The organism is Rhizobium sp. SRI_017 (assembly GCF_057586295.1).
Window position 1 is genome coordinate 314296 of sequence record NZ_JBYCZP010000004.1, and the last position, 24683, is coordinate 338978.

A 24683-nucleotide genomic window follows, 5' to 3' on the forward strand; every position below is an offset into this window, starting at 1 on the left:
TGAAGGCAGAGAGTTATGGACGCATTCATTTCGACCTATGTCTGGCCTCTGCTGATCATGATCGGGCAGTCCTTGCTTCTGCTCGTCGGCCTTCTGATCTTCATCGCCTATATCCTTCTCGCCGACCGCAAGGTGTGGGCCGCCGTGCAGCTGCGCCGTGGACCCAACGTGGTGGGCCCGTGGGGGCTTTTCCAGTCCTTCGCCGACTTGATCAAGTTCGTGCTCAAGGAGCCGGTGATACCGTCTGGCGCCAACAAGGGCGTCTTCCTGCTCGCGCCGCTCGTCGCCGTGACGCTGGCGCTCGCCACCTATGCCGTCATCCCGCTCAACAATAACTGGGTGATCGCCAACATCAATGTCGGCATCCTCTATGTCTTCGCCATTTCCTCGCTTGAGGTCTATGGCATTATCATGGGCGGCTGGGCGTCGAATTCGAAATATCCGTTCCTCGGTGCGCTGCGCTCGGCGGCACAGATGGTCTCCTATGAAGTCTCGATTGGCTTCGTCATCGTCTGCGTGCTGCTCTGCGTCGGCTCGCTGAACCTGACCGATATCGTGCTTGCCCAGAAGGACGGCCTCGGCACGCGCCTCGGCCTGCCGAATACCTTCCTCGACTGGCATTGGCTGGCGCTCTTCCCGATGTTCGTTGTCTTTCTGATCTCGGCGCTGGCTGAAACCAACCGTCCGCCCTTCGATCTGCCGGAAGCGGAATCGGAACTCGTCGCCGGCCACATGGTCGAATACGGCTCGACGCCCTACATGATGTACATGCTCGGCGAGTATGCGGCGATCGTCTTGATGTGCTGCCTGACCACGATCCTGTTCCTCGGCGGATGGCTGCCGCCGATCGACCATTGGCTGGTCAACTGGGTACCCGGCATCCTCTGGTTCGTGCTCAAGGTCTGCCTGGTGTTCTTCTGGTTCGCCATGGCCAAGGCCATCGTGCCGCGCTACCGCTACGACCAGCTGATGCGCCTGGGCTGGAAGGTCTTCCTGCCGCTCTCGCTCGCCATGGTGGTGATTACCGCTTTCGTACTTAAACTGACGGGATGGGCATGATGGCTGGTCACGATCACGTTGTTGCTGCGGCACCCTCGCAGAATTCCGGCTCGGGCATGAGCGCGTTCAAGCAGGCCGTCGGCTCGCTGTTCCTCAAGGAATTCGTCAGCGCATTCTTCCTGACGATGCGCTACTTCTTCAAGGCCAAGGCCACGATTAACTACCCCTTCGAGAAGGGACCGATCAGCCCGCGCTTCCGCGGCGAGCATGCGCTCCGTCGCTATCCGAACGGTGAGGAACGCTGCATCGCCTGCAAGCTCTGCGAGGCGATCTGTCCTGCCCAGGCGATCACCATCGAAGCCGGCCCGCGCCGCAATGACGGCACCCGCCGCACGGTGCGTTACGACATCGACATGGTGAAATGCATCTATTGCGGCTTTTGCCAGGAAGCCTGCCCTGTGGACGCGATCGTCGAGGGGCCGAATTTCGAATTCGCCACCGAAACCCGCGAAGAGCTCTACTACGACAAGGAAAAGCTCCTCGAAAACGGTGACCGGTGGGAGCGGGAAATTGCCCGCAACATCGCGATGGACTCACCGTACCGCTGAGAACAGCGCAAGAATTCGCCCGGGGTCCCGGGCATCGATTGGAAGGGCCACGGCCGCGGGCATCAGATCCGCACCGGGCAGGATAGGGCAGGGCCGCCAGGCTCTCCGCCCGGGGATGAAAAAGGCGCCGATATGGGTCTGCAGGCTCTGTTTTTCTATCTGTTCGCTTTCGTCGCGGTCGCGGCGGCGTTCATGGTCATCTGGGCGAAGAACCCGGTACATTCCGTGCTGTTCCTCATCCTAACTTTCGTCAGTGCGGCAGGCCTCTTCCTGCTCACCGGCGCCGAGTTCCTGGCCATGATCCTGCTCGTCGTCTATGTCGGCGCCGTGGCGGTCCTCTTCCTCTTCGTGGTGATGATGCTCGACATCGATTTTGCCAAATTGAGGGCACAGGCACTCGATTATGCGCCGATCGGCGTGCTGATCGGCCTGATCGTCGCGGCTCAGCTGATCATTGTCATCGGCGGTTCCTCGATCAATCCCGAGATCGCCAAGAACATCTCGATGCCGATCCCCGCGATCGCCGACCGCGAAAACACCGCGGCGCTCGGCGATGTGCTCTATACGCGCTACGTCTTCTTCTTCCAGCTTGCGGGCCTCGTGCTGCTCGTCGCCATGATCGGCGCGATCGTGCTGACCCTCAAGCATCGCACCGACATCAAGCGGCAGAGCGTTCCGCGCCAGGTTGCGCGCACGCCCGAGACCGCCATCAGCGTCGTCAACCCGAAGCCCGGCGAAGGCCTCTGAGGGAAGGAACGGAACAATGGAAATCACCATCGGCCACTACCTGACCGTCTCCGCCATCCTCTTCATGCTGGGTGTCTTCGGCATCTTCCTGAACCGGAAGAACGTCATCATTATCCTGATGTCGATCGAGCTCATGCTGCTCGCCGTCAACATCAACATGGTCGCCTTCTCGTCGTTCCTGAACGACATCACCGGCCAGGTCTTCGCGCTGTTCATTCTGACCGTCGCGGCTGCAGAAGCCGCGATCGGCCTTGCAATACTCGTCGTCTTCTACCGCAACCGCGGCACGATTGCGGTCGAAGACGTCAACATGATGAAGGGCTGAGGCAGTCATGCTCATCTACAAACTCATTGTCTTTCTGCCTCTTCTCGGCGCGCTGATCGTCGGCCTTGGCGGCGGCTCCATTGGTGCCAAGGCGTCGGAGTATGTGACGACAGGCCTGATGCTGATCGTCGCGGTACTCTCTTGGATCGTGTTCTTCGATGTCGCCATGGGCGATCATGAACGCATCACCGTTCCCGTCATGCGCTGGGTCCAGTCCGGCGGTGTCGACGTCGAATGGGCATTCCGCATCGACACGCTGACCGCGGTGATGTTCGTCGTGGTCAACACGGTCTCGAGCCTCGTGCATGTCTATTCGATCGGCTACATGCACCACGATCCGCATCGGCCGCGTTTCTTTGCCTATCTCTCGCTCTTCACCTTCGCGATGCTGATGCTCATCACGTCGGACAACCTGCTGCAGATGTTCTTCGGCTGGGAGGGCGTGGGTCTGGCCTCCTATCTGCTGATCGGTTTCTGGTACAAGAAGCCCTCGGCAAATGCCGCGGCAATGAAGGCCTTCATCGTCAACCGCGTCGGCGACTTCGGCTTCGCGCTCGGCATCTTCGGCTGCTTCGTGCTGTTCGGCTCGATCAATCTCGACTCGATCTTTGCCGCGGCCGCAAGCTATGTGCCGGCGGGCGGCGAACATGCTGCGGAAGCGGTCGAAGGTGCCGCCACCCACGGCGAAACCGTCCTGACGCTCTTCGGCTATCACCTCGACAAGGCCGGCGCGCTCACGGGCGTCTGCCTGCTGCTCTTCATGGGCGCGATGGGCAAGTCGGCGCAGTTCCTTCTGCACACCTGGCTGCCGGACGCCATGGAAGGCCCGACCCCGGTCTCGGCTCTCATCCATGCGGCGACCATGGTCACGGCCGGCGTCTTCCTCGTTGCCCGCATGTCGCCGCTATTCGAACTCAGCCATACCGCGCTGATGGTCGTCACGCTGGTCGGTGCTATCACCGCCTTCTTTGCGGCCTCGGTCGGTCTTGTGCAGAACGACATCAAGCGCGTCATCGCGTATTCGACCTGCTCGCAGCTCGGCTACATGTTCGTGGCGCTCGGCCTCGGCGCCTATGGCGCGGCGATCTTCCACCTCTTCACGCATGCCTTCTTCAAGGCGCTGCTCTTCCTTTGCGCCGGCTCGGTCATCCATGCCGTCTCGGACGAGCAGGACATGCGCTACATGGGCGGCCTGCGTACGCACATCCCGAAGACATTCTGGATGATGATGATCGGCACGCTGGCGATCACCGGTCTCGGCATTCCCGGCACCTCGATCGGCTTTGCCGGCTTCTTCTCAAAGGATGCGATCATCGAATCGGCCTGGGCCGCGCACAGCCCGCTCGGCGGCTTCGCCTTCACGCTCCTGGTCATCGCGGCGACCTTCACCAGCTTCTATTCCTGGCGCCTGATCTTCATGACCTTCTTCGGCAAGCCGCGCGCTTCGCATGACGTGATGCATCACGTCCACGAGTCGCCGAATGTCATGCTGGTACCGCTCTATCTGCTCGCGGCCGGCGCGGTTCTCGCCGGCGTGATCTTCCACGAAAACTTCTTCGGCGAAGGCTATGCGGAGTTCTGGAAGGGCGCGCTGTTTACGGCACCGGGCAACGAGATCGTCGAGCACTATCACCATGTTCCGCTGCTGGTGAAATGGTCGGCCTTCATCTCGATGGTCGTCGGATTTGTGGTCGCCTACTACTTCTACATCCGGTCGCCCTGGCTGCCGAGCTATTTCGCCAAGCAGCAGAGCGGCCTCTACCAGTTCCTGCTGAACAAGTGGTACTTCGACGAGCTCTACGATCTGCTCTTTGTGCGTTCGGCCAAGTGGCTCGGCCGCTTCCTGTGGAAGCGCGGTGACGGCAGCGTCATCGACGGGCTCGGCCCGAATGGCATCGCCGCCCGCGTGGTCGATGTCACCGGCCAGGTCGTCAAGGTCCAGACCGGCTACCTCTATCACTACGCCTTCGTGATGCTGATCGGGATCGCGGCGCTTGTAACCTGGATGATGCTCGGGAGTTCGTTCTGATGTCCGGCTGGCCTATCCTTTCCCTGGTCACCTTCCTGCCGCTTGCCGGCGTCGTCATCCTTCTTGCGATGCGCGGCGACGGTGAGAACGGCCGCCAGAATGTCCTCTACATCTCGCTTTTCACGACGGTGGTCACCTTCCTTCTTTCGTTGGTGATCTGGATCGGCTTCGACAATTCGAATGCCGGCTTCCAGTTCGTCGAGAAGATGAACTGGCTCAACACCGGCATTTCCTATCACGTCGGCGTCGACGGCATCTCGATGCTGTTCGTCGTACTGACGACCTTCCTGATGCCGTTCTGCGTGCTGGCGAGCTGGATCGCCATCGAGAACCGCCTGCGCGAATACATGATCGCCTTCCTGCTGCTCGAGACGCTGATGATCGGTGTCTTCGTGTCGCTCGATATCGTGCTGTTCTATGTGTTCTTCGAAGCCGGCCTGATCCCGATGTTCATCATCATCGGCGTCTGGGGCGGCAAGGATCGCGTCTACGCGTCCTACAAGTTCTTCCTCTACACCCTGCTCGGCTCGGTGCTGATGCTGCTCGCCATCATGGCGATGTATTGGGACGCCGGGACGACCGATATCCCGACGCTGCTCGCGCACAAGTTCCCGCCGCAGATGCAGACATGGTTATGGCTGGCCTTCTTCGCCTCCTTCGCGGTGAAGATGCCGATGTGGCCGGTCCATACCTGGCTGCCCGACGCGCACGTGCAAGCGCCGACTGCAGGCTCGGTCATCCTGGCCGGCATTTTGCTGAAGCTCGGCGGATATGGCTTCCTGCGCTTCTCGCTGCCGATGTTCCCGCTGGCGTCGGACTATTTCGCGCCCTTCGTCTTCGCTCTCTCGGTGATCGCCATCATCTACACCTCCCTGGTGGCGTTGATGCAGGAGGACATGAAGAAGCTGATCGCCTATTCGTCGGTCGCCCATATGGGCTACGTGACGATGGGCATCTTCGCGGCCAACGTTCAAGGCGTGCAGGGCGCGCTGTTCCAGATGCTGTCGCACGGCATCGTCTCCGGCGCACTCTTCCTCTGCGTCGGCGTGATCTATGACCGCATGCATACCCGCGACATCGATGCCTATGGCGGCCTGGTCAACAACATGCCGAAATATGCCGTGGCCTTCATGATCTTCACCATGGCCAATGTCGGGTTGCCGGGCACCTCGGGCTTCATCGGTGAGTTCCTGACCCTGATCGGTGTTTTCCGCGTCAATACCTGGGTCGCGATCTTCGCTACGACGGGCGTCATCCTTTCGGCCGCCTATGCGCTATGGCTCTACCGCCGGGTGATCTTCGGCGCGCTGGATAAGGAAAAGCTCAAGGGTCTGCTCGATCTCAGCCCGCGCGAACAGCTCATCCTCTATCCACTGATCGCGCTGACCATCCTGTTCGGCGTCTATCCGGCTCCGGTCTTCGATGCGACGGCGGCTTCGGTCGATCTGCTCGTGAACAACTACACGGCCGCTATCCAGGCCGCCCATGACGTCGCGTCGTCCGCGCACTAGGATTCTCAGATATGAGTGTTGAAAGCACGATCCTCGCAAGCATCACCCTCTCGGCGCCGGAGATGATCCTCGCCGTCGGTGCGCTGTTCCTGCTGATGGTAGGTGTGTTCGCGGGCGAGAAGTCCTCGGAACCGGTGTCCTGGCTCGGCGTGCTGGTCATCATCTTCGCCGGCGGCTGGATCCTGTTCAATCCGGGCGAGGGACTGGCCTATGGCGGCGCCTTCGTGACCGATGCCTTCGGCCGCTTCATGAAGCTCTTGGTGCTGATCGGTTCGGCCGGCACGCTCGTCATGTCGATTTCGCTCGCGCGCCAGGAAAAGATCGACAAGTTCGAATATCCGGTGCTGATCGTGCTCGCCACGCTCGGCATGCTGTTGATGATCTCGGCCAACGACCTGATCTCGCTCTACATGTCGCTCGAGCTTCAGTCGCTTTCGCTCTATGTCGTCGCGGCCATGAACCGCGATTCGGCACGCTCGACGGAAGCCGGCCTCAAATATTTCGTCCTCGGAGCGCTATCCTCCGGCATGATGCTCTATGGCATGTCGCTGGTCTACGGTTTCACCGGCCATACCGGGTTCCCGGAAATCGCCGCCGCTATCTCGGCCGAAACCCGTTCGCTCGGCCTCGTCTTCGGCCTGGTCTTCGTCTTTGCCGGCCTTGCCTTCAAGATCTCCGCGGTGCCGTTCCATATGTGGACGCCCGACGTTTATGAAGGCGCGCCGACGCCGGTCACGGCCTTCTTCGCGGCGGCCCCCAAGGTCGCCGCCATGGCGCTCACCGTGCGCGTCGCGATCGACGCCTTCCAGCCGCTCATTGCCGACTGGCGCCAGATCGTTGTGTTCATCTCCATCGCCTCGATGGTGCTCGGTGCCTTTGCCGCAATCGGCCAGACCAATATCAAGCGTCTGATGGCCTATTCCTCGATCGGTCATGTCGGTTATGCACTGGTCGGCCTTGCTGCCGGCAACCAGGAAGGCGTCTCGGGCGTCGTGCTCTACATGGCGATCTACATGGTCATGACGCTGGGCTCCTTCGCCGTCATCCTTTCCATGCGCACGCCGGAAGGTGAGCCGCTCGAGCGCATCGATGATCTCGCCGGCCTCTCGACCACCAATCCGCTCATGGCGGTTGTGTTCACGATCCTGATGTTCTCGCTTGCCGGCATTCCGCCGCTCGCCGGCTTCTTCGCCAAGTATTTCGTCTTCATGGCGGCGATCAAGTCTGGTCTCTATGCACTGTCAGTGATCGGCGTTCTGGCCTCGGTCGTCGGCGCCTACTACTATCTGCGTATCGTCAAGCTGATGTGGTTCGATGCCTCGGTGGTGACATTCGGCCGCGTGCCGGGTGCGGCGAAGCTCGTCTACAGCCTCTCCGGTCTCTTCGTCGTCGGCTATGTCCTGTTCGGCGGCCGGATCGGCGTGGCGGCTGAAGCCGCGGCCAAAGCGCTGTTTTGATGGGAGATAGTCAGAGCGCATACCGGCTGGATACGTTCCGGCATATTGCGCTCGACGATGTCGGCTCCACCAACACCGAATGTTTGGAGCGCGCACGGGCCGGCGACCCGGGCCGGCTCTGGATCACGGCGCGGCGCCAGCTCGGCGGCCGTGGCCGGCGGGGCAGGACATGGATCTCCGAACCCGGCAATCTCTATTCGTCGCTGCTCCTCATCGATCCCGCACCCCAGGCGGCTTTGGCCGCGCTGCCGCTCGTCGTGGCGCTCGCGCTTCATCGCGCCATCTCCGCCGAAATGCCCTTTGCCGATGACCGCATCCGCATCAAGTGGCCCAACGACATTCTTGTCGATGGCCGCAAGGTCTCCGGCATTCTGATCGAAGCTGAAGGCATGCCCGATGGCCGCGGTGCGGTAGTCATCGGCTGCGGCGTCAACATTGCCCACAAGCCCGAGAATCCGCTCTATCCCGCCACCTCACTGTCCGAGGCCGGTGCGTCGACTTCGCCGGAGGCGCTCTTTGCCCGGCTGATGGTCGAACTCGCCCATGCGCTCGATGTCTGGCAGGCTGGCGCAGGCATCGACGAAATCGTTGCGAGCTGGAAAGCACTGGTGCATGGCATCGGCGGACCGATCACCGTCAATTTGCCAGACCGGTCGCTTTCGGGCATATTCGCAGGCATCGAGAAGGATGGGTTGCTCGCGCTCCGCCTCGATAGCGGCGAGACCCTCCGCATCGCTTCAGGCGACGTCTTTTTCCCTCGTACATAGTGGATGAGTTTGATGGCCGGCACGGATGAATTGGTGTTTTTGCCGCTTGGCGGCGTCGGCGAGATCGGTATGAACCTCGCGCTTTACGGCTTTGGTCCGGCATCGCACCGCCAGTGGATCATGGTCGATTGCGGCGTGTCCTTTGCCGGCCCCGATCTGCCGGGCGTCGAGTTGATCCTTCCCGATATCCGCTTCATCCTCGAAGAGAAGAAGAACCTTCTCGCGGTCTTCATCACCCATGCGCATGAGGACCATTACGGCGCGGTCAAGGACCTTTGGCCGAAGCTCGGCGTGCCGCTCTACGCCTCCCAATTCACCGCCGGCCTGCTCGAGGCCAAGGGCGACTATGATGACAAGGGTGAAAAGATCCCGGTCAAGAACCTGCATCCCGGCATGAAGGTCACGGTCGGTCCGTTCACGATCGAGCCCGTCGAGGTCGCCCACTCGATTCCCGAGCCGATGGCACTGATCATCAGAACGCCCCTTGGCAATGTCGTGCATACCGGCGACTGGAAGATCGACCCCGGCCCGACCATGGGCAAGGGCACAGATGAAGCAAAACTCCGCGCCATCGGTGACGAAGGCGTGCTGGCGCTGATCTGCGATTCCACCAATGCCCAGCGCGAAGGCATCTCGCCCTCGGAACTCGAGGTTTCCGCGAGCTTGCGCCAGATCATCGAGAAGGCCGAGGGCAGGGTAGCGATCACCACATTCTCCTCGAATGTCGGCCGCATCAAGTCGATCGCCATGGCCGCCGAACAGGCTGGTCGCGAAGTGCTCCTGCTGGGCACCTCGATGCGGCGCACAACAGAGGTGGCGCGCGATCTCGGCCTGATGGAAGGCATCAAGCCCTTCATCGCCGAAGATGAATTCGGCTTCCTGCCGCGCGAAAATGCCGTCGTCGTCCTGACCGGCAGCCAAGGCGAGGCACGCGCCGCGCTCGCCAAGATCTCCCGCGACGAGATGCGCAACATCGCGTTTACCAAGGGCGACACATTCGTCTTCTCCTCGCGCACCATCCCCGGCAACGAGAAGGCGATCCTCGACATCAAGAACGCCCTGATCGATGACGGCATGATCGTCATCTCGGACAGTGATGCGCTGGTCCACGTCTCCGGCCATCCGCGCCGTGGCGAGCTTGAGCGGATGTATGAATGGATCAGGCCGCAGATTCTCGTGCCGGTCCATGGTGAAGCCGCCCATCTCGTGTCGCATGCCGAATTCGGCCGCTCGAAGGGCATTGCTCAGGTTGCCGAAGTCCGCAACGGTCGCATTCTGCGCCTTGCACCCGGTCCGGCCGAGATCATCGACGAGGCGCCGCATGGCCGCATCTTCAAGGATGGCAAGCTGCTCGGCGAACTCGACGAAATGGGCATCGGCGACCGCCGCAAGCTCTCGTTTGTCGGCCATGTCGCCGTCAATGTCGTGCTCAACAGCCGCTATGACTTCGTCACGGATCCCGACGTCATCGCCATCGGCCTGCCCGCCTTCGACGAGGAAGGCGACGACATGGAGGACATCCTCTATGACGCGATCCTCGGCGCCGTCGAGAGTATCCCGCGCGCCCGCCGTAAGGATCTCGATATGCTGAAGGAAGCGGTGCGGCGATCGGTCCGGGCGGCAGCGAACCACTCTTGGGGTAAGAAGCCGGTCGTCACCGTCTTCGTCACCCGCGTGTAGCAATGGCTGTCAATTTCATTTCGATCTTCGCCGAATATTTCATCTGTTGGTGGATCACACTGTTCCTCGTGCTGCCGATCGGCCTCAGGACGCAGGCAGACGAGAACGAGGTGGTGTCAGGCACCGTCAAAAGCGCGCCTGCGCGCTTCCGCTTCTGGCGCGTCTTCCTGCTAACCACCCTGGTGTCATTGGTAATTTATGCCGGATGGTACACGATGACGGTCATCTATGGCGTGAGCGCCATGTCGTTGCCGCGTTTTGTCCCGGACTTTTCAAAGTAGCTCGGCAGTCCTCGCAACAAAACCGTCACAAAAGCGTCATGTGCCCGCGCTATTGCCTTGCGTAACGCAAGGCTTGCTCAAAGGCAAAAAAAAACAAGGCTGAAAGCCTTGTTTTCTAAGATTTCGCGTGATCCCATTCCCTTGCGGGGGCAGCGGGTGAGCGCGCCTAAGATCCCATCCTCCCAAGACTTGACCGCGAAAAAGTGGCTTGGAGTTGTTCTCCCTGCCTGTTTTATGGCCTGACCCTAGCTCAAAGAATAAGCGCTGTCACCCGCTTTTTTGCAAAAATGAGACAGTGTCAGCAAAAAATTCCGTTGACAAAAATAATCGAGGGTCTGTAGCAGATGCGTGTCACCGTGAGACGGCGGTCGGCAAAGCGCTTCAATTTATTGAGGAATTTTTCGCGCTTGGTTTTCATAAATCCGCCGCGGGCGGCCGCGCATCGCGATGGGCAAACGCCCTCGTGCCACAATCGTTTACGGTCCGGGCATACTTCTGCCACAATTGGTTGATCGGCACTTTGTGCCGGGTTTGCTTTGTCGGCCGAAGCCGTTATGAAGCCGTGGACAAGCACCCATCAAACCCGCGATTCCCCGGAAACGCTTACAAAAGACCGGATCAATCATGCGCCTTTCCCGCTACTTCCTGCCCATCCTCAAAGAGAACCCCAAGGAAGCCGAGATCGTCTCCCACCGGCTGATGCTGCGCGCAGGCATGATCCGCCAGCAGAGCCAGGGCATCTATTCCTGGCTGCCGCTGGGCAAGCGCGTGCTCGACAAGGTCAACAAGATCATCCGCGAGGAGCAGAATCGCGCCGGTGCCATCGAACTCATCATGCCGACGCTTCAGTCTGCAGACCTCTGGCGCGAAAGCGGCCGGTACGACGCCTATGGCAAGGAGATGCTGCGCATCAAGGACCGCCAGGACCGTGACATGCTTTACGGTCCGACCAACGAGGAAATGATCACCGAGATCTTCCGGTCTTATGTGAAGTCCTACAAGGACCTGCCGCTCAACCTCTACCATATCCAGTTGAAGTTCCGCGACGAGGTGCGTCCGCGCTTCGGCACCATGCGCTCGCGCGAATTCCTGATGAAGGATGCCTATTCCTTCGACCTGACCAAGGAAGGCGCCGAGCATTCCTATCGCAAGATGTTCACCGCCTATCTGCGCACTTTCGATCGGCTCGGCCTTCGCGCCATTCCCATGCGCGCCGACACCGGCCCGATCGGCGGCAATCTGAGCCACGAATTCATCATTCTGGCCGATACCGGCGAGTCGGAGGTCTTCTCCCACCGCGATTTCGTCAATTTCGACATCCCGGCGGCGGATACCGATTTCGATGATGTTGCCGGCCTGCAGGCGATCTTCGACAAGTGGACCTCGGTCTATGCCGCGACGTCTGAAATGCATGACGAGCCGGCCTTCAACGCGATCCCCGAGTCCGAGCGCCTGTCGGCACGCGGCATCGAGGTCGGTCACATCTTCTATTTCGGCACCAAATATTCGGAGCCGATGGGTGCGAGCGTGCAGGGCCCAGACGGCAAGCAGCATACGGTGCATATGGGCTCTTACGGCATCGGCCCCACGCGCCTTGTTCCAGCCATCATCGAAGCTTCACATGACGAGAACGGAATCATCTGGCCGAAATCCGTTGCGCCCTTCGACGTGTCGATCATCAATATGAAGACAGGCGATCAGGCTTGCGACTCGGCCAGCGGGGATCTCTATGCCAAACTCGGCAAGGCGGGGCTTGACGTGATCTATGACGACACCGACGACCGGGCGGGCGCCAAGTTCGCAACGGCCGATCTCATCGGCATTCCCACTCAAATCATCGTCGGCCCGCGCTCGATCGCCAATGGCGAGGTGGAACTCAAGGACCGCAAGTCTGGCGCACGCGAGACGCTGTCTATTGAGGCCGCAATCAACAAATTGACGTCGGCCGGTTGAACGGAGCAGGCATGGTGAGTGATACGGCGGACGGGGAAGCCACGGCGGCAGTTGTGGCAAAGGCGAGGGCGCCGTCGGTCCGCCCCTTCTCGACTTTTGAGCGGATGGTCGGGCTTCGCTATCTGCAGCCCCGGCGCAAGGAAGCCTTCATTTCGGTGATGGCGATCCTGTCCTTCCTCAGCATCGTACTGGGTGTCTCGACACTCATCATCGTCATGGCGGTGATGAACGGTTTCCGCACCGAACTCATCACGCGCATTCTCGGCATCAATGGTCACATGATCATCCAGCCGATCGACGGGGTGCTTGATGACTATGCCGCTCTGTCGGACAAGTATCGCAAGATCGAGGGCGTCAAGGATGCGATCCCGCTGATCGAGGGTCAGACGCTGGCTTCCGGCAAGGGCGGCGCTGGCACCGGCGCGCTGGTCAAGGGTGTTCGCACCGACGATTTCTCGCGTCTCAAGATGGTCGCGGACAATATCCAACAGGGCGACCTCATCAGCTTCGCATCCGGCGAAGGCGTTGCCATCGGCAGCCGCATGGCGGCCTCGCTTGGCCTCTCGGCCGGCGATACGATTACGTTGATCTCCCCGGAAGGCGACGTGACGCCGCTCGGCGTCAACCCACGCGTCAAATCCTACAAGGTCTCCGCGATCTTCGAGATCGGCATGTCGGAATATGACGCCTCGATCATCTTCATGCCCTTCGAGGAAGCGCAGCTCTATTTCAACCAGGACGGCATCGCGCAGTCGATCGAGGTCTTCCTCGACCATCCTGAGGCCGTCGACGAAATGCGGCCGAAGATCGAGGCGGCGTCCGACCGGTCGATCTTCATCACCGACTGGCGCCAGCGCAATCGCACCTTCTTCTCGGCGCTCGCGGTCGAGCGCAATGTGATGTTCATGATCCTGACGCTGATCGTGCTGGTCGCGGCGCTCAACATCATTTCCGGCCTCATCATGCTGGTGAAGTCCAAGGGACCCGACATCGCGATCCTGCGCACGATGGGCGCGACATCCGGATCCATCATGCGGATCTTCTTCATCACCGGTGCCACGATCAGTGTGGTCGGCACCATCGCGGGCGTCATCTTCGGTGTGATCGTGTGTCTCAACATCGAGTCGATACGGCAGTTCTTCTCCTGGCTCTCGGGTACGACGATCTTCAATCCGGAGCTCTATTTCCTCAGCCAGTTGCCTGCGGAAATGAATCTCTCCGAGACCATTACGGTCGTCGTCATGACGCTGACGCTGTCCTTCATCGCGACCATCCTGCCGGCCTGGCGGGCGTCCCGCATCGACCCCGTGCAGGCCCTGAGGTACGAGTGAGATGACGGCGGATGTGTTGAAGTTCCAGGACATCTCGCGCCATTACGGCACGGGTTATACCAAGCTCGAAATATTGAAGGGCGCCAATCTCACCGTGCGCAAGGGCGAGATCGTTGCTCTGGTTGCCCCGTCCGGCACGGGCAAGTCGACGCTTCTCCACCTTGCGGGTCTGCTCGAACGCCCGGATGGCGGAGACGTTCTGCTCAGCGGCAGAAGTGCAGGCGGTCTTGATGATCGCGACCGGACATCGATCCGGCGTGCGGAGATCGGCTTCGTCTACCAGTTTCATCATCTGCTGCCCGAATTTTCGGCGCTCGAGAATGTCATGATGCCGCAGATGATCGGAGGGCTGTCGCCTTCCGTCGCTTCCGAGCGGGCCCATCAGTTGCTCGACTATCTGCGCGTTGGCCATCGCGCCGAACACCGTCCCGGCGAATTGTCGGGCGGCGAGCAACAGCGTGTCGCCATCGCTAGAGCCGTTGCCAATGCTCCGCTGCTGCTTCTCGCTGATGAGCCGACGGGCAATCTCGATCCGGTGACGGCGCATTACGTCTTCGAGGCGCTCGAAGCGCTGGTTCGGCAGTCCGGCCTGGCAGCGCTGATCGCCACGCACAACCATGAGCTCGCCATGCGCATGGACCGCAGAGTTACGCTGGCCGAGGGCCAGATCGTCGAAGTCTGACGCGCCCGCTCTACTTCAGCTTGAAGCGCTGCTCGATGCTGGTGGTCTTTTTCGAATTGGTGTCGTTGAAGACATATTTCAGCACATAGTCGCCGGCCGGCACAGCGGAGACGTCGAGCGTCAAGGGCGTGAAGATCTCAAACAGCGGCTCATGGCTCTCGATCTTGAAATTGCCAAAAGCCTTCTGCTCGGCGAGCAATTCGCCCGAGGGATTGCGGAGTTCGAAATCGACCGTGAAGGCGCTGGTCACCCCGCCACCATCGGGCACCCAGGCGAGCCCGATCGGCTCCGCATAGGTGATCAGCGATGTGCCTGTCGGAAACTCATTGCTCGCAACGCGGTCATAACTGCCGAACATCAGCGGCTTCTCGCTGACGAAGAAGGCCTTTCGCACGTCGAAGGGTATGCTGTCGGAGGCCGCAGCCAGTGACTGGCGTATCTTGTCATAGGCGCCCGGCCCATCGCCCTTGGTGATCAGCGCCTCGGCTTCCTCGGCGAGCTTTGCGACCTCGCCGGCATGGGCCGCCGTTGCCAAGAATGCCGACACTGACAGCATAGTGATCCGCACGATCCGAAGCATCCAAACCCCTCTGAGAATCACGGAAGTCAGCCGAGATTAAACGTCGGCGCTGGCGCGAGGGTCAAGGAAGGTGCCACTCAACATTTCGTCAGATGTCCAATCAAAGCGTCTGGCGCAACCAGTCTGTGGCGAGCTTCGCCACGGGTTCGGTGGTCGAAGGCGACATGGCTGCGCCAGCCAGCACATGCTTCGATGGGTCTTCGACGCCTTTGATCTCGACGAGTCTGTGGGGAGCGCCCCATCGCTCTGCCATGTGTCTTGTGATCGCGGGCTGGACGACCTGGTCGTCTGGAGAGATGAGCAAGAGAGCAGGTATCTTCGTCTGCTCGACGGGAGCATCGACGGCGAGCCTGACCACCTCTGCCATCGGCAGGATTGCGTCGACAGGATAAGTTGTCGTCCAATAGAGCCGCTGGAGATCGTTGCCAGGCTCGAAGGAGCGGGTCTCGCCCATCACGACATTGGCCATCTGCCGGGCAAAGGGCAAGGTCAGCAGCGACGAGCCGAATGCCTGCACGCCGTAGTTCGGCGAGCAGAGGATCACCGCGTCGATACGATCCCTGAAGGCGGGTTGCGCGATGGCCCAGGTGGTGAGCGCACCCCCGGTCGACGTGCCCATGACGACGACCTTGTCGCCCAATCTTTCGCCGATCGCCAGGGCTTCGGCGAAATCGTTGGCCCAGGCATTGACACTGACATCGGCCATAGGCCGGGTGGTCGTGCCATGCCCGAAGAGGCGGGTGAGGAAGAGATTGGCCTTGAGATTTGCCGCGACGATATCGGGCACGGGGCGCATCTCCTGCGGCGAGGCCGAGAAGCCGTGGATGTAGACGATGGCGATCGGTGCTTTTGCCTTGGTCTCCGGATCGGCCCAGACGATTTCCTTGTGCTGGTTTGGCTGTATGCCGCGAACCTTGGCTTCCGCCTTTTCGAGATAGGCGTCGAGATCGTCACCGAGCAGTTCGGGGTCGAAGGTGATCGTCGTGTCCACGACGGTGCGCGAACCGAAGAGCCAGGCGGCGCCAAGCAGCAGGATGACAATCGCAAGAACTATGGCGGTGGGAAACAGGATCTTGGGCGCCCTCATCTGTAGTGCCTCCACGCGTTCGATCAGATCTGGCGCAGGGCGATCTTAGCATGCGAATGAGACTTCCTTGCCTCAAATCGCTGTGCTAGACGCATTCTATGGCAGGATTTCTTTCAAAATTGTTTGGGTTGGGTGGCGGCAGCGAATCCAAGGGTTCTTCTGGCGGCAGCAAGGATCGGATGGAGCGCATCGGCGAGTATGCCGTCTATGCGACGCCGATGAAGGAGGGCGGGCAGTGGCGCTTGGCCGGCCGCATCGAGAATGATGCAGCGGATGGGCTGATGGTGCGCCGCTTCATCCGCGCAGATATCTTCTCGAGCCAGGACGACGCGATCGAGACCACGTTCCGCAAGGCCAAGCAGATCATCGACCAGCACGGCGTCGGCCTGTTCGGCGATGGGTCTCCGGACCGCCCGGTCTGAGTGATTGGTGGATTGACAATTGGGGCCGCGTCAGCGGCCTTTTTCACGGGTGGGGGAGCATCATGGCATTGAAGTCTGGATTGGTACTGTCCGCAATCGTCGGCATTCTGGTGCCGGGGTTCGCATTTGCGGATGCGCCTGTTATCGCGAAGATCAACGCCTATCTGATCTATGAGGATTCCGGAAAGGTCGGGAAGAACATCGCGGATGCGCCCGACCAGATCGTCGCCCAGGACGAGAATGGCGCAAGTGTCCAGATGCTCATCGACATTGTCCTGAGCGGCAAGGCCGGGGGGCTCTACGAAAACAACCCGATCCTGCATGTCGTCACCAAGCCCTCGCTTGACGAGGCCGCAAAGCCCGTCAGCGAGGAATTCTACATATCCTTCATGGCGAAGGACAAGCTGTTCCGCACGGTTCTGGTCAATCACAATTGCAACGGCTTCGATCTCGAGGCCTATGTGACGGACGGCGACAAGCGGGTGTCTGAGTTCAAGAAAAGCTTCTCGATCACCTGCGGCGATTGACCCCAGGTGGCCGATCCACAGTTGGGCTTCAGTGCATGAAGTCCGGCTCTTGTCTCTCCAGCAGGGTCTTGAGGTCGGCGAGGTGCCGCTCGGCCTGGCCGGGATAATCCTCGATCTCGGCCGCGACCTTCTCGGCGATCTCGTCTGAGAGGACGCGGAGCTTCTGCCCGGTCTGCAGTGCCTTGATATAGGTCTCGGCGGCGCGCTCGAAATAATACATGCGGTTGAAGGCGTCGGCGACCGACTTGCCGATGACCAGCACGCCGTGATTGCCCATGATCATGATCTTGTGCTTCGGATCCTTGAGCATCCGGGCGCAGCGCGTGCCTTCGTCTTCCATGGCGAGGCCGCCATAATTCTCGTCGATCACATAGCGGTCGAAGAAGGTTGCACAGTTCTGGTCGATCGGCAGCAGGCGCGAATCCGCGAGCGAGGCCAGCACGGTCGAATAGATCGAATGGACATGCATGACGCAGCGGGCATGCGGCAGGTGGCGGTGGATCGAGCCATGCAGGCCCCAGGCCGTCGGATCCGGAGCGTCGGGCTGCTCCATGGTGTTGGGGTCATTGGCATCGAGCAGCAGCAGCGACGAGGCCTTGACCAGCGAGAAATGCACCTGGTTGGGGTTCATCAGGAACCGCGTGCCCTCGTCGTTGACAGCCAGCGAGAAGTGGTTCGCCACCGCCTCGTGCATGCCGAGCCGTGCCGTCCAGCGGAAGGCGGCGGCGAGGTCGACGCGCTCCTGGTAGAAGGGCAAGTTGGTCAGTTTCTGGATCGGGGCGACTCTGGCGCTCATGATGTTTCCCTCAATTCGGCTCGTGGAACAAGGATGCGATGCGCCGACCCCACGGTCAATGCGGGCGGCCACCGACAGGGCAGCCACCCGCACGAAAAATTCGGGGTCAGAGGGTGATGCGGAATTTCGCGAAACCCTCGGCACCTTCGCCGGCATCCTCGATTTTCACACTCTTGACGTCATCAAGGAACTCGCGCGCCTTGGGGCCAGTCTCGAAAACGACCGTCGTGCCGGGCATGGCCGAGAATTTCCAATTGGCGTCGGCCGACGGATTGATCGTGCCCTCCTGGATGATGTAGCGCACCAGCACGTCGCGGTTCGTGTCTGGAGCCACCAGCACCACCTTGTCGTCCTTGATGTCGGGGAAATTGCCGCCGCCGCCGGCGCGGTAGTTGTTGGTGGCGACGAGGAATTTCTGCGCCGGGTCGATCGGCTTGCCGTCGAAGCTCAGGTTCTTGATACGGCTGGCGTCCGCTTTGATGACATTGCCGTCCTTGTCATATTTTGGCGTCACGCTGAGGTCGATCTCGTAGGTTACGCCGTCGATGACGTCGAAATTGTAGGACGGGAAGGCAGGGTTGATGAGTGCCGCATCCTTGGCCCCCGACTCGATCTGGTTGAAGATGCCAGCCGACATTTCGAGCCAGTTCTTGACCTGATCGCCGGTGATGACCACCGCGCGTAGCGTGTTCGGATAGAGATAGAGGTCGGCGACGTTCTTGATTGCGACATCTCCAACCGGCACGTTGGTGTAGTACTCCGCGCCGCCGCGACCGCCGGCCTTGAAGGGTGCCGCGGCGGAGAGGATCGGCAGTTCCTTGAACTCCGAGTTCTTCATCAGGTCCTTGACATACCAGGTCTGGGCCTGGCTGACGATCTGGACCGAGGGATCGTCGGCGACCAGCGCGAAATAGGAATAGAGCGGCGCCGAGGTCTTGCCGACCGGGCGGCGGATATAGGCGAGGGTGGCCTCGTGCTCTTCCTTGATCGAGTCGATCACTTCGGCCTTGTCGGCGACGTCGGGGATCACCTTCTTGTCTTCACGGTGGTAGATGCCACGGGCTTCGGTGGTGAAGTCGACGATCTTCCACTTGCCGCCGTCCTGCTCGATCAAGAGGTCGATCAGGCCGAGATGCGAGCCCCAGAAGCCGCCCATCACCGCTGGCTTGCCCTGCAGCGTACCCTTGACCGGGTCGGCGCCGGCGACGCCGTCCCAGGTCTTCGGGCCGGGGAAGACGAGATGCTGGTGGCCGGTGAAGATCGCATCTACGCCCTCGACGCCGGCGAGATAGAGCGAGGCATTTTCCATCCGCTCCTTTTCACCCGTCGCGTCGATGCCGGAATGGGAGAGCGCGATGACGATGTCGGCGCCTTCCTCCTTCATGACAGGCACCCAGGCTTTCGCCGCCTGGACGATGTCGCGGGTATTGGCCTTGCCTTCGAGGTTCTTGGAATCCCAGACCATGATCTGCGGCGGCACGAAGCCGATGAAACCAACCTTCACCGTGTGTTCGGCGCCTGCGCCGTCCTTGATCTTCTTGTCGACGATCACATAGGGCTTGATGAAGAGCTCGTCCTGCTTGGCATCGGTGGCGAGCTGGCCCTTGGTCAGGTTGGCACAGACGTAAGGGAAGTTCGCGCCCTTGGTGGTGTTGAAAAGAAAGTCGAGGCCGTAATTGAACTCGTGATTGCCGAAGGTACCGACATCGTAGCCCAGCGTATTCATCGCCTTGATCACCGGGTGGACGGCGCCATCCTTCATGCCGCGCTCATAGGCGATGAAATCGCCGAGCGGATTGCCCTGCAGGAAGTCACCATTGTCAATGAGCATGGAGTTCCCGGCCTCGGCGCGGATCTTGTCGATGATCGTGGCGGTGCGGGCGAGGCCGAGCTTGTCGTCGGGTGCGTCGGCATAATAGTCGTAAGGATAAACCGCGACGTGAATGTCGGTCGTTTCCATGATGCGGAGATGCGCCTGGTTGGCGGCGGCATTGGCGGCGAAGGGGTGGAGCATAATCAGCGCCGAACTGGCGGCCATGCCCTTGAGCAGTGAACGGCGGGTGGAGGTGATGTTCAGAGTCATATCTCTCTCCTCTAGAGGTTTTCTGTTGGATGCGGAAAGTGCCGGTGATCTTCCGCTACGCGCCTTTCATGACGGATTTTTTACCGTTTGATAAAAACCTCGGAACTGACAATTAGCAACCCCTAAGTTGCGGGTATGCGCTGTCGTTCACGCGAGCCGTTCCGCCCCGTGGCTTGACCATGCACTACTCCGGATCCCCCGCTTTCGCATGGGATATCGGCCGGGGCACGAAACCGTGCCACGTTAGTAATGACTGCCTCGCGGCAGCCGATAAGGCGCGTTTCCGTGCCCCGTTCGGTGGTTTTTCCCGCGCAACTCCGGTCCCTCTGCGTCACCGAATGCCCCGGGGTGACGGAAGCCGATGTAACCCTAGCCTCCACGCCCACGATGTTCCTCCGTCCTCCATCGCTGGCAGTCCGGAAGTGCCGGTCCATCACCCCCGGCTGGCATTCGAATGCCTCCTATGCCTCACAGGCACGCCAGGCCCTTTTTCAGGCCTGAGGAGGACCATTTTCTGCGACGGGCCCTGGCATGGAGCTTTGCGTCGTCTCCCCACACCAGCAACACCGGCCCCGCCTCGACGCATCGCCATGCGTGGTAGCCGATGCGGGACGGGAGTGATTATCGCATGGCTGGAGGGGGCGGGGAAAAATGGGGTTAGTGGATTGTATTCAATCAATAATGCCCTGAAATTTTTGGGAGGGCTTTTCACCCCTCACCAAGCGCGCCCAGGCATTCGACTTCGTTTCATGCGGGCTTGCTATCCTCTCCCGCAAGGGGAGAGGTAGACTCGCGGCACGGTCTCGCAACTTGCGGAGGCCGAGAGCGCGGCATCCTACCTCTCCCCTTGCGGGAGAGGGTGAGCTTGCGAACGAAGGCCGGGTGAGCATCGCGAACCCTTGGCCGAAGTTGGTGAGGGTTCAGGCAAGACAACAAATCGGACGCTGATCAAATAAGTCCGCTCCTTCCGGGAAGACATACACGTCACTACAACTAACCCCGGTAAAATCTGACAAAAGTTTACATTTGCCCATTAATTCAAATTTTAACCATTTCCCCGACCCTGCGCTTCACAGCTTCGACGGAGCAATGATTTGCTCGCAATGCGCATGCGCCGCCAGGGACATGCATCGGCTGGGATGAGAAAGTTTCATTTCCCCGTCGCATAGCGAGATCACATATGAAAAAGCTCAATATTGCGCACCAACTCTTCGTGTTGGTCGGCGCCCTCATGGCGGCTTTCGCTGTCGCCGTCTATTTCCAGCTCACCTCTTTCACCCAGGACATCTATCGCGAACGCTTCGACATGCTCCGCACGCAGGTCGAGAGCGCGATATCCATCATGGACTCCTATAATGAACGGGTGAAGGCCGGCGAGATGACGCTGGAGGCAGCCCAGGCCGAGGCCTACAAGGTGCTGTCCAAGATCAAGTATGAGCCGAACGGTTATTTCTTCGGCAACAATTATGATGTCGTCCTGCAGTTCCATCCCGATCCGAAACGGATCGGCAAGAACATGGCCGACGCCGTCGACGCCAATGGCGTGCGCTTTAGCCATGCCATGACCCAGCTCGGTCGCAATGGCGGTGGCATCACCCACTATCTCTGGAGCAAGCCCGGCCAACCGGCCGATGTGACCTTCCCCAAGGCCGCCTATTCGCTGGCCTACGACCCCTGGAAGATCGTGGTCGGTACCGGCGTCTATATCGACGACCTCGAAGCCCAGGTTCGCGGCACTGTGTTCAAGGCACTCGGCGGCTGTGCCGTGCTCTTCCTGCTCGGCCTGGCGATCGCCTGGTACGTGATCCGCGGCATCACCAAGCCGCTCGCGGGCGTGCACACTGCGCTCGGGGCAGTGGCCGACGAGGATGTCAAGATCGAAGTTCCCCACAGCGACTGGAAGAACGAAGTCGGCCAGATGGCGCGGGCGACCGTCTCGCTGCAACAGAAGGTGCGTGAGCGCCATGCCGCCGCCGAGCGTGAGGCGACACAGCAACAGGAGATCGACGGCGAGCGTGCCCGAAACCTCCGTGACCGTGAGCAGGAAGCCGCCTCGCAGAACCATGCCGTATCCTCGATCGGCCGGGCGCTGGAAGGTCTGGCACGCGGCGACCTGACCGCCCGTTGCGGCGACCTTGGCCCGCAATATGCCGGCCTGCGCGACAATTTCAACGATGCGCTCGGCCGTCTCGAGGCGGCGATGTCGAAGGTCAGCGCCAAGGGCGGTGACATCTCGATGAGCAAGGAAGAGATTCGCCGTGCCTCCGGCCAGCTCTCCCAGCGCACCGAGCAGCAGGCAGCCAATCTCGAAGAGACCTCGGCTGCACTCGAGGAACTCGCTGTTACCGTCCGCCAGACCGCGGAAGGCGCCAACGAAGCGAGCAAGCGTGTCCATTCGGTCAGCGCCGAAGCCAGCCGCAGCGACGGCGTCGTCGCCGAAGCGATCACCGCGATGAGCGGCATCGAGAAGTCCTCGGCAGAAATCTCCAAGATCATCGGCGTGATCGACGAGATCGCCTTCCAGACCAACCTGCTGGCGCTGAATGCCGGCGTCGAAGCGGCCCGCGCCGGTGAATCCGGCAAGGGCTTTGCGGTCGTTGCCCAGGAAGTCCGGGAACTCGCCCAGCGCTCGGCTGCTGCGGCCAAGGAGATCAAGGACCAGATCGCCCGGTCCTCCGGCCAGGTCGATCACGGCGTCCGCCTGGTCGGCGAAGCCGGGGAAGCACTCAAGCGCATCTCCGAGCAGATCAAGGCCGCCAACGATATCGTCGGCAAGATCGCGCACAGTGCCTCCGAGCAGGATACGACGCTGCGCTCGATCACCTCGTCGATCAACCAGCTCGACGCAGCGACCCAGCAGAATGCGGCCATGGCGGAAGAGACCACCGCAGCCGCCGAGTCGCTCGCCAATGACACCGACGAACTGGTCGACCTGATCCGGGCCTTCCAGGTCGGTGTTCAGCAGCCGGTACAGGGTCGCCGCGCGGCTTAAGGCAGACATCAGCGCGAAGGAGAGGGCCGCGGTTTTCCGCGGCCCTTTCTTTGCGCTCAGAGGGCGGCGAGATTCGGACGGTCGATGATCTCGCGGAGCGCGAAGGAGGAGTTGATCTTGACCACATTGGGCAGCGCGGAGAGCCAATCGCGGTGGATGCGCTCGTAATCCTCGAGATCCTTGCAGGCCAGCCGCAGGATGTAATCGTACTCGCCGGACATGAGATAGCAGACCAACACATTGGGCACGCGCTTCACGGCCGCCTCGAACTCGGCGAGCGTCTTGGCGAACTGGCCTGACAGAGAGATATGGACGATGACGATCATCTTGTAGTCGAGCGCCTTGTGCGAGACGCGGGCGTGATAGCCGGAGATGACGCCGGATCTTTCGAGGATGTCGAGCCGTCGTGAGCAGGAGGAGGCGGAGAGCCCGACCCGGTCGGCGAGGTCGGCATTGGAGATCCGGCCGGTCTCTTGAAGAGTCCTCAATATGGCAAGATCGATTTGATCCAGCTTCTCCATCGGTGAAACCTTCGAATTAATCGTTTCAACTTGCAATAATATTCGAAAATTGGGTTGGAATCAAACCGTCTTTGCAAGGACATTTCGCGGCTTTTGCGGTCTAATCACGCGCATAGATCGAACCTGCCCGACCGTCGAAGATCGGGCCAAAGAATGGGGAATTTTTCAATGCGCGTCGGTTGCCCGAAAGAAATCAAGAACCACGAATATCGCGTCGGCCTGACGCCTGCTTCGGTTCGCGAATATGTCGCCCACGGCCATTCCGTGCTGGTCGAGACCAATGCCGGTGCCGGCATCGGCGCCTCTGACGCCGACTATGTCGCCGCTGGCGCGAAGATCGCCGACACGGCTGGCGAAGTCTTCCAGAATTCCGACATGATCGTGAAGGTCAAGGAACCGCAGCCATCCGAATGGGTGCAGCTGCGCGAGGGCCAGATCCTCTATACCTACCTCCACCTGGCTCCGGATGCGGAGCAGACCAAGGGCCTGATCGCCTCGGGCGTCACCGCCGTTGCCTATGAGACCGTGACCGACGAGCGTGGCGGCCTGCCGCTGCTCGCGCCGATGTCGGAAGTCGCCGGCCGTCTGTCGATCCAGGCCGGTGCCACGGCGTTGCAAAAGGCCTATGGCGGCCGCGGCGTGCTGCTCGGTGGCGTTCCGGGCGTGCTGCCGGGCAAGGTCACCGTCATCGGCGGTGGTGTGGTCGGCCTGCATGCCGCGCGCATGGCCGTCGGTCTCGGCGCCGACGTTACCATCCTCGACCGCTCGCTGCCGCGGCTACGCCAGCTCGATGATATCTTCCAGGGCCGCATCCACACGCGTTTCTCGTCGATCGATGCGCTGGAGAACGAAGTGTTCTCGGCCGACGTCGTTGTCGGCGCCGTGTTGATCCCGGGTGCCGCTGCGCCGAAGCTCGTCACCAAGGCGATGCTGGGTGGCATGAAGAAGGGTGCTGTCATCGTCGATGTAGCGATCGACCAGGGTGGTTGCTTCGAGACCTCGCATGCCACGACCCATTCCGACCCGACCTATGAAGTCGACGGCATCATCCACTATTGCGTCGCCAACATGCCGGGCGCCGTGCCGGTGACCTCGGCGCATGCGCTGAACAACGCCACAATCAGCCATGGCCTGGCGCTGGCCGACAAGGGTATCCAGGCGATCCTGGCCGACAAGCACCTGCGCAACGGCCTCAACGTCCACAAGGGCAAGATCACCAACCGCCCGGTTGCCGAAGCGCTCGGCCTGCAGATGTTCGAGCCGGAAGTGGCGCTCGCCGCCTGAGGGTAGTGATTTCGGAATATG

At 60.9% G+C, this 24683-nt stretch carries 22 protein-coding genes; 17 read left to right on the plus strand and 5 right to left on the minus strand.

All coding sequences use genetic code 11. From position 1 onward, the window contains the following. Positions 1–15: 15 nt before the first annotated feature. From nuoH to AC2YI2_RS11915, 13 genes are all read left to right on the plus strand, one after another. Entirely contained in the window at positions 16–1059 is a 1044-nt protein-coding gene (gene nuoH / locus AC2YI2_RS11855) for an NADH-quinone oxidoreductase subunit NuoH (protein WP_487386672.1), read from the plus strand. Positions 1060–1115: 56 nt separating this feature from the next. Further along, positions 1116–1607: an NADH-quinone oxidoreductase subunit NuoI gene (gene nuoI, locus AC2YI2_RS11860; protein ID WP_487386853.1), complete on the plus strand. Its 492-nt coding sequence runs from the start codon at positions 1116–1118 to the stop codon at positions 1605–1607. Positions 1608–1739: 132 nt separating this feature from the next. After that, the gene (locus tag AC2YI2_RS11865; protein ID WP_487386673.1) at positions 1740–2354 is read left to right on the plus strand and encodes an NADH-quinone oxidoreductase subunit J; all 615 of its coding nucleotides are present in this window, start codon (positions 1740–1742) and stop codon (positions 2352–2354) included. Positions 2355–2370: 16 nt separating this feature from the next. Next, entirely contained in the window at positions 2371–2679 is a 309-nt protein-coding gene (gene nuoK, locus AC2YI2_RS11870; RefSeq protein ID WP_487386674.1) for an NADH-quinone oxidoreductase subunit NuoK, read from the plus strand. A 7-nt stretch (positions 2680–2686) separates the two neighbouring features. After that, positions 2687–4708, plus strand: coding sequence for an NADH-quinone oxidoreductase subunit L (gene nuoL / locus AC2YI2_RS11875; protein WP_487386675.1), 2022 nt, complete (start codon positions 2687–2689; stop codon positions 4706–4708). Then, complete coding sequence (locus AC2YI2_RS11880) at positions 4708–6219, plus strand: NADH-quinone oxidoreductase subunit M (protein ID WP_487386676.1); 1512 nt, start codon at positions 4708–4710, stop codon at positions 6217–6219. Before nuoL ends, AC2YI2_RS11880 begins: the two co-directional genes overlap by 1 nt. An 11-nt stretch (positions 6220–6230) precedes the next feature. After that, positions 6231–7676, plus strand: a complete 1446-nt coding sequence (gene nuoN / locus AC2YI2_RS11885) for an NADH-quinone oxidoreductase subunit NuoN (protein ID WP_487386677.1) — start codon at positions 6231–6233, stop codon at positions 7674–7676. Further along, on the plus strand, positions 7676–8443 hold the full coding sequence (locus AC2YI2_RS11890) for a biotin--[acetyl-CoA-carboxylase] ligase (RefSeq protein ID WP_487386678.1): 768 nt from the start codon (positions 7676–7678) through the stop codon (positions 8441–8443). Before nuoN ends, AC2YI2_RS11890 begins: the two co-directional genes overlap by 1 nt. 12 nt (positions 8444–8455) lie before the next feature. After that, positions 8456–10123 carry a ribonuclease J gene (locus AC2YI2_RS11895; protein ID WP_487386679.1) on the plus strand — a complete coding sequence of 556 codons (1668 nt, stop codon included), beginning with the start codon at positions 8456–8458 and terminating at the stop codon, positions 10121–10123. A gap of 2 nt (positions 10124–10125) precedes the next feature. Beyond that, on the plus strand, positions 10126–10404 hold the full coding sequence (locus tag AC2YI2_RS11900) for a DUF1467 family protein (protein WP_487386680.1): 279 nt from the start codon (positions 10126–10128) through the stop codon (positions 10402–10404). 624 nt (positions 10405–11028) lie between these two features. Further along, positions 11029–12357, plus strand: coding sequence for a proline--tRNA ligase (gene proS, locus AC2YI2_RS11905; RefSeq protein WP_487386681.1), 1329 nt, complete (start codon positions 11029–11031; stop codon positions 12355–12357). Between the two features lie 11 nt (positions 12358–12368). Continuing rightward, on the plus strand, positions 12369–13688 hold the full coding sequence (locus tag AC2YI2_RS11910; protein WP_487386682.1) for a lipoprotein-releasing ABC transporter permease subunit: 1320 nt from the start codon (positions 12369–12371) through the stop codon (positions 13686–13688). Position 13689: 1 nt separating this feature from the next. Beyond that, positions 13690–14370: an ABC transporter ATP-binding protein gene (locus AC2YI2_RS11915; RefSeq protein ID WP_487386683.1), complete on the plus strand. Its 681-nt coding sequence runs from the start codon at positions 13690–13692 to the stop codon at positions 14368–14370. Positions 14371–14380: 10 nt separating this feature from the next. Here the strand turns inward: AC2YI2_RS11915 and AC2YI2_RS11920 are convergent, their stop codons facing one another. Continuing rightward, complete coding sequence (locus tag AC2YI2_RS11920) at positions 14381–14950, minus strand: hypothetical protein (RefSeq protein ID WP_487386684.1); 570 nt, start codon at positions 14948–14950, stop codon at positions 14381–14383. A gap of 100 nt (positions 14951–15050) precedes the next feature. After that, complete coding sequence (locus AC2YI2_RS11925) at positions 15051–16037, minus strand: alpha/beta hydrolase (protein WP_487386685.1); 987 nt, start codon at positions 16035–16037, stop codon at positions 15051–15053. A 98-nt stretch (positions 16038–16135) separates the two neighbouring features. On the opposite strand from AC2YI2_RS11925, the gene AC2YI2_RS11930 reads away from it, so the two are divergent. Further along, complete coding sequence (locus AC2YI2_RS11930; RefSeq protein ID WP_487386686.1) at positions 16136–16459, plus strand: HlyU family transcriptional regulator; 324 nt, start codon at positions 16136–16138, stop codon at positions 16457–16459. A 62-nt stretch (positions 16460–16521) separates the two neighbouring features. After that, complete coding sequence (locus AC2YI2_RS11935) at positions 16522–16986, plus strand: hypothetical protein (protein WP_487386687.1); 465 nt, start codon at positions 16522–16524, stop codon at positions 16984–16986. A gap of 28 nt (positions 16987–17014) precedes the next feature. Here AC2YI2_RS11935 and AC2YI2_RS11940 read toward each other — a convergent pair whose 3' ends face one another. Together AC2YI2_RS11940 and AC2YI2_RS11945 are read right to left on the minus strand one after the other, a co-directional pair. Then, positions 17015–17782, minus strand: coding sequence for a class II aldolase and adducin N-terminal domain-containing protein (locus AC2YI2_RS11940; RefSeq protein ID WP_487386688.1), 768 nt, complete (start codon positions 17780–17782; stop codon positions 17015–17017). Between the two features lie 106 nt (positions 17783–17888). Beyond that, positions 17889–19865: a bifunctional 2',3'-cyclic-nucleotide 2'-phosphodiesterase/3'-nucleotidase gene (locus AC2YI2_RS11945; protein ID WP_487386689.1), complete on the minus strand. Its 1977-nt coding sequence runs from the start codon at positions 19863–19865 to the stop codon at positions 17889–17891. A gap of 1180 nt (positions 19866–21045) precedes the next feature. Between AC2YI2_RS11945 and AC2YI2_RS11950 the strand changes: the two genes are divergently transcribed. Continuing rightward, complete coding sequence (locus tag AC2YI2_RS11950) at positions 21046–22857, plus strand: methyl-accepting chemotaxis protein (RefSeq protein WP_487386690.1); 1812 nt, start codon at positions 21046–21048, stop codon at positions 22855–22857. Positions 22858–22913: 56 nt separating this feature from the next. Here AC2YI2_RS11950 and AC2YI2_RS11955 read toward each other — a convergent pair whose 3' ends face one another. After that, the gene (locus tag AC2YI2_RS11955; protein WP_487386691.1) at positions 22914–23378 is read right to left on the minus strand and encodes an Lrp/AsnC family transcriptional regulator; all 465 of its coding nucleotides are present in this window, start codon (positions 23376–23378) and stop codon (positions 22914–22916) included. Between the two features lie 168 nt (positions 23379–23546). Between AC2YI2_RS11955 and ald the strand changes: the two genes are divergently transcribed. Further along, on the plus strand, positions 23547–24662 hold the full coding sequence (ald, locus tag AC2YI2_RS11960; RefSeq protein ID WP_487386692.1) for an alanine dehydrogenase: 1116 nt from the start codon (positions 23547–23549) through the stop codon (positions 24660–24662). Positions 24663–24683 lie beyond the last annotated feature (21 nt).

Coding starts and splice junctions, on each gene's coding strand:
- nuoH (WP_487386672.1), top strand. CDS start 16: ATGGACGCATTCATTTCGACCTATGTCTGGCCTCTGCTGATCATGATC.
- nuoI (WP_487386853.1), top strand. CDS start 1,116: ATGAGCGCGTTCAAGCAGGCCGTCGGCTCGCTGTTCCTCAAGGAATTC.
- AC2YI2_RS11865 (WP_487386673.1), top strand. CDS start 1,740: ATGGGTCTGCAGGCTCTGTTTTTCTATCTGTTCGCTTTCGTCGCGGTC.
- nuoK (WP_487386674.1), top strand. CDS start 2,371: ATGGAAATCACCATCGGCCACTACCTGACCGTCTCCGCCATCCTCTTC.
- nuoL (WP_487386675.1), top strand. CDS start 2,687: ATGCTCATCTACAAACTCATTGTCTTTCTGCCTCTTCTCGGCGCGCTG.
- AC2YI2_RS11880 (WP_487386676.1), top strand. CDS start 4,708: ATGTCCGGCTGGCCTATCCTTTCCCTGGTCACCTTCCTGCCGCTTGCC.
- nuoN (WP_487386677.1), top strand. CDS start 6,231: ATGAGTGTTGAAAGCACGATCCTCGCAAGCATCACCCTCTCGGCGCCG.
- AC2YI2_RS11890 (WP_487386678.1), top strand. CDS start 7,676: ATGGGAGATAGTCAGAGCGCATACCGGCTGGATACGTTCCGGCATATT.
- AC2YI2_RS11895 (WP_487386679.1), top strand. CDS start 8,456: ATGGCCGGCACGGATGAATTGGTGTTTTTGCCGCTTGGCGGCGTCGGC.
- AC2YI2_RS11900 (WP_487386680.1), top strand. CDS start 10,126: ATGGCTGTCAATTTCATTTCGATCTTCGCCGAATATTTCATCTGTTGG.
- proS (WP_487386681.1), top strand. CDS start 11,029: ATGCGCCTTTCCCGCTACTTCCTGCCCATCCTCAAAGAGAACCCCAAG.
- AC2YI2_RS11910 (WP_487386682.1), top strand. CDS start 12,369: ATGGTGAGTGATACGGCGGACGGGGAAGCCACGGCGGCAGTTGTGGCA.
- AC2YI2_RS11915 (WP_487386683.1), top strand. CDS start 13,690: ATGACGGCGGATGTGTTGAAGTTCCAGGACATCTCGCGCCATTACGGC.
- AC2YI2_RS11920 (WP_487386684.1), bottom strand. CDS start 14,950: ATGCTTCGGATCGTGCGGATCACTATGCTGTCAGTGTCGGCATTCTTG.
- AC2YI2_RS11925 (WP_487386685.1), bottom strand. CDS start 16,037: ATGAGGGCGCCCAAGATCCTGTTTCCCACCGCCATAGTTCTTGCGATT.
- AC2YI2_RS11930 (WP_487386686.1), top strand. CDS start 16,136: ATGGCAGGATTTCTTTCAAAATTGTTTGGGTTGGGTGGCGGCAGCGAA.
- AC2YI2_RS11935 (WP_487386687.1), top strand. CDS start 16,522: ATGGCATTGAAGTCTGGATTGGTACTGTCCGCAATCGTCGGCATTCTG.
- AC2YI2_RS11940 (WP_487386688.1), bottom strand. CDS start 17,782: ATGAGCGCCAGAGTCGCCCCGATCCAGAAACTGACCAACTTGCCCTTC.
- AC2YI2_RS11945 (WP_487386689.1), bottom strand. CDS start 19,865: ATGACTCTGAACATCACCTCCACCCGCCGTTCACTGCTCAAGGGCATG.
- AC2YI2_RS11950 (WP_487386690.1), top strand. CDS start 21,046: ATGAAAAAGCTCAATATTGCGCACCAACTCTTCGTGTTGGTCGGCGCC.
- AC2YI2_RS11955 (WP_487386691.1), bottom strand. CDS start 23,378: ATGGAGAAGCTGGATCAAATCGATCTTGCCATATTGAGGACTCTTCAA.
- ald (WP_487386692.1), top strand. CDS start 23,547: ATGCGCGTCGGTTGCCCGAAAGAAATCAAGAACCACGAATATCGCGTC.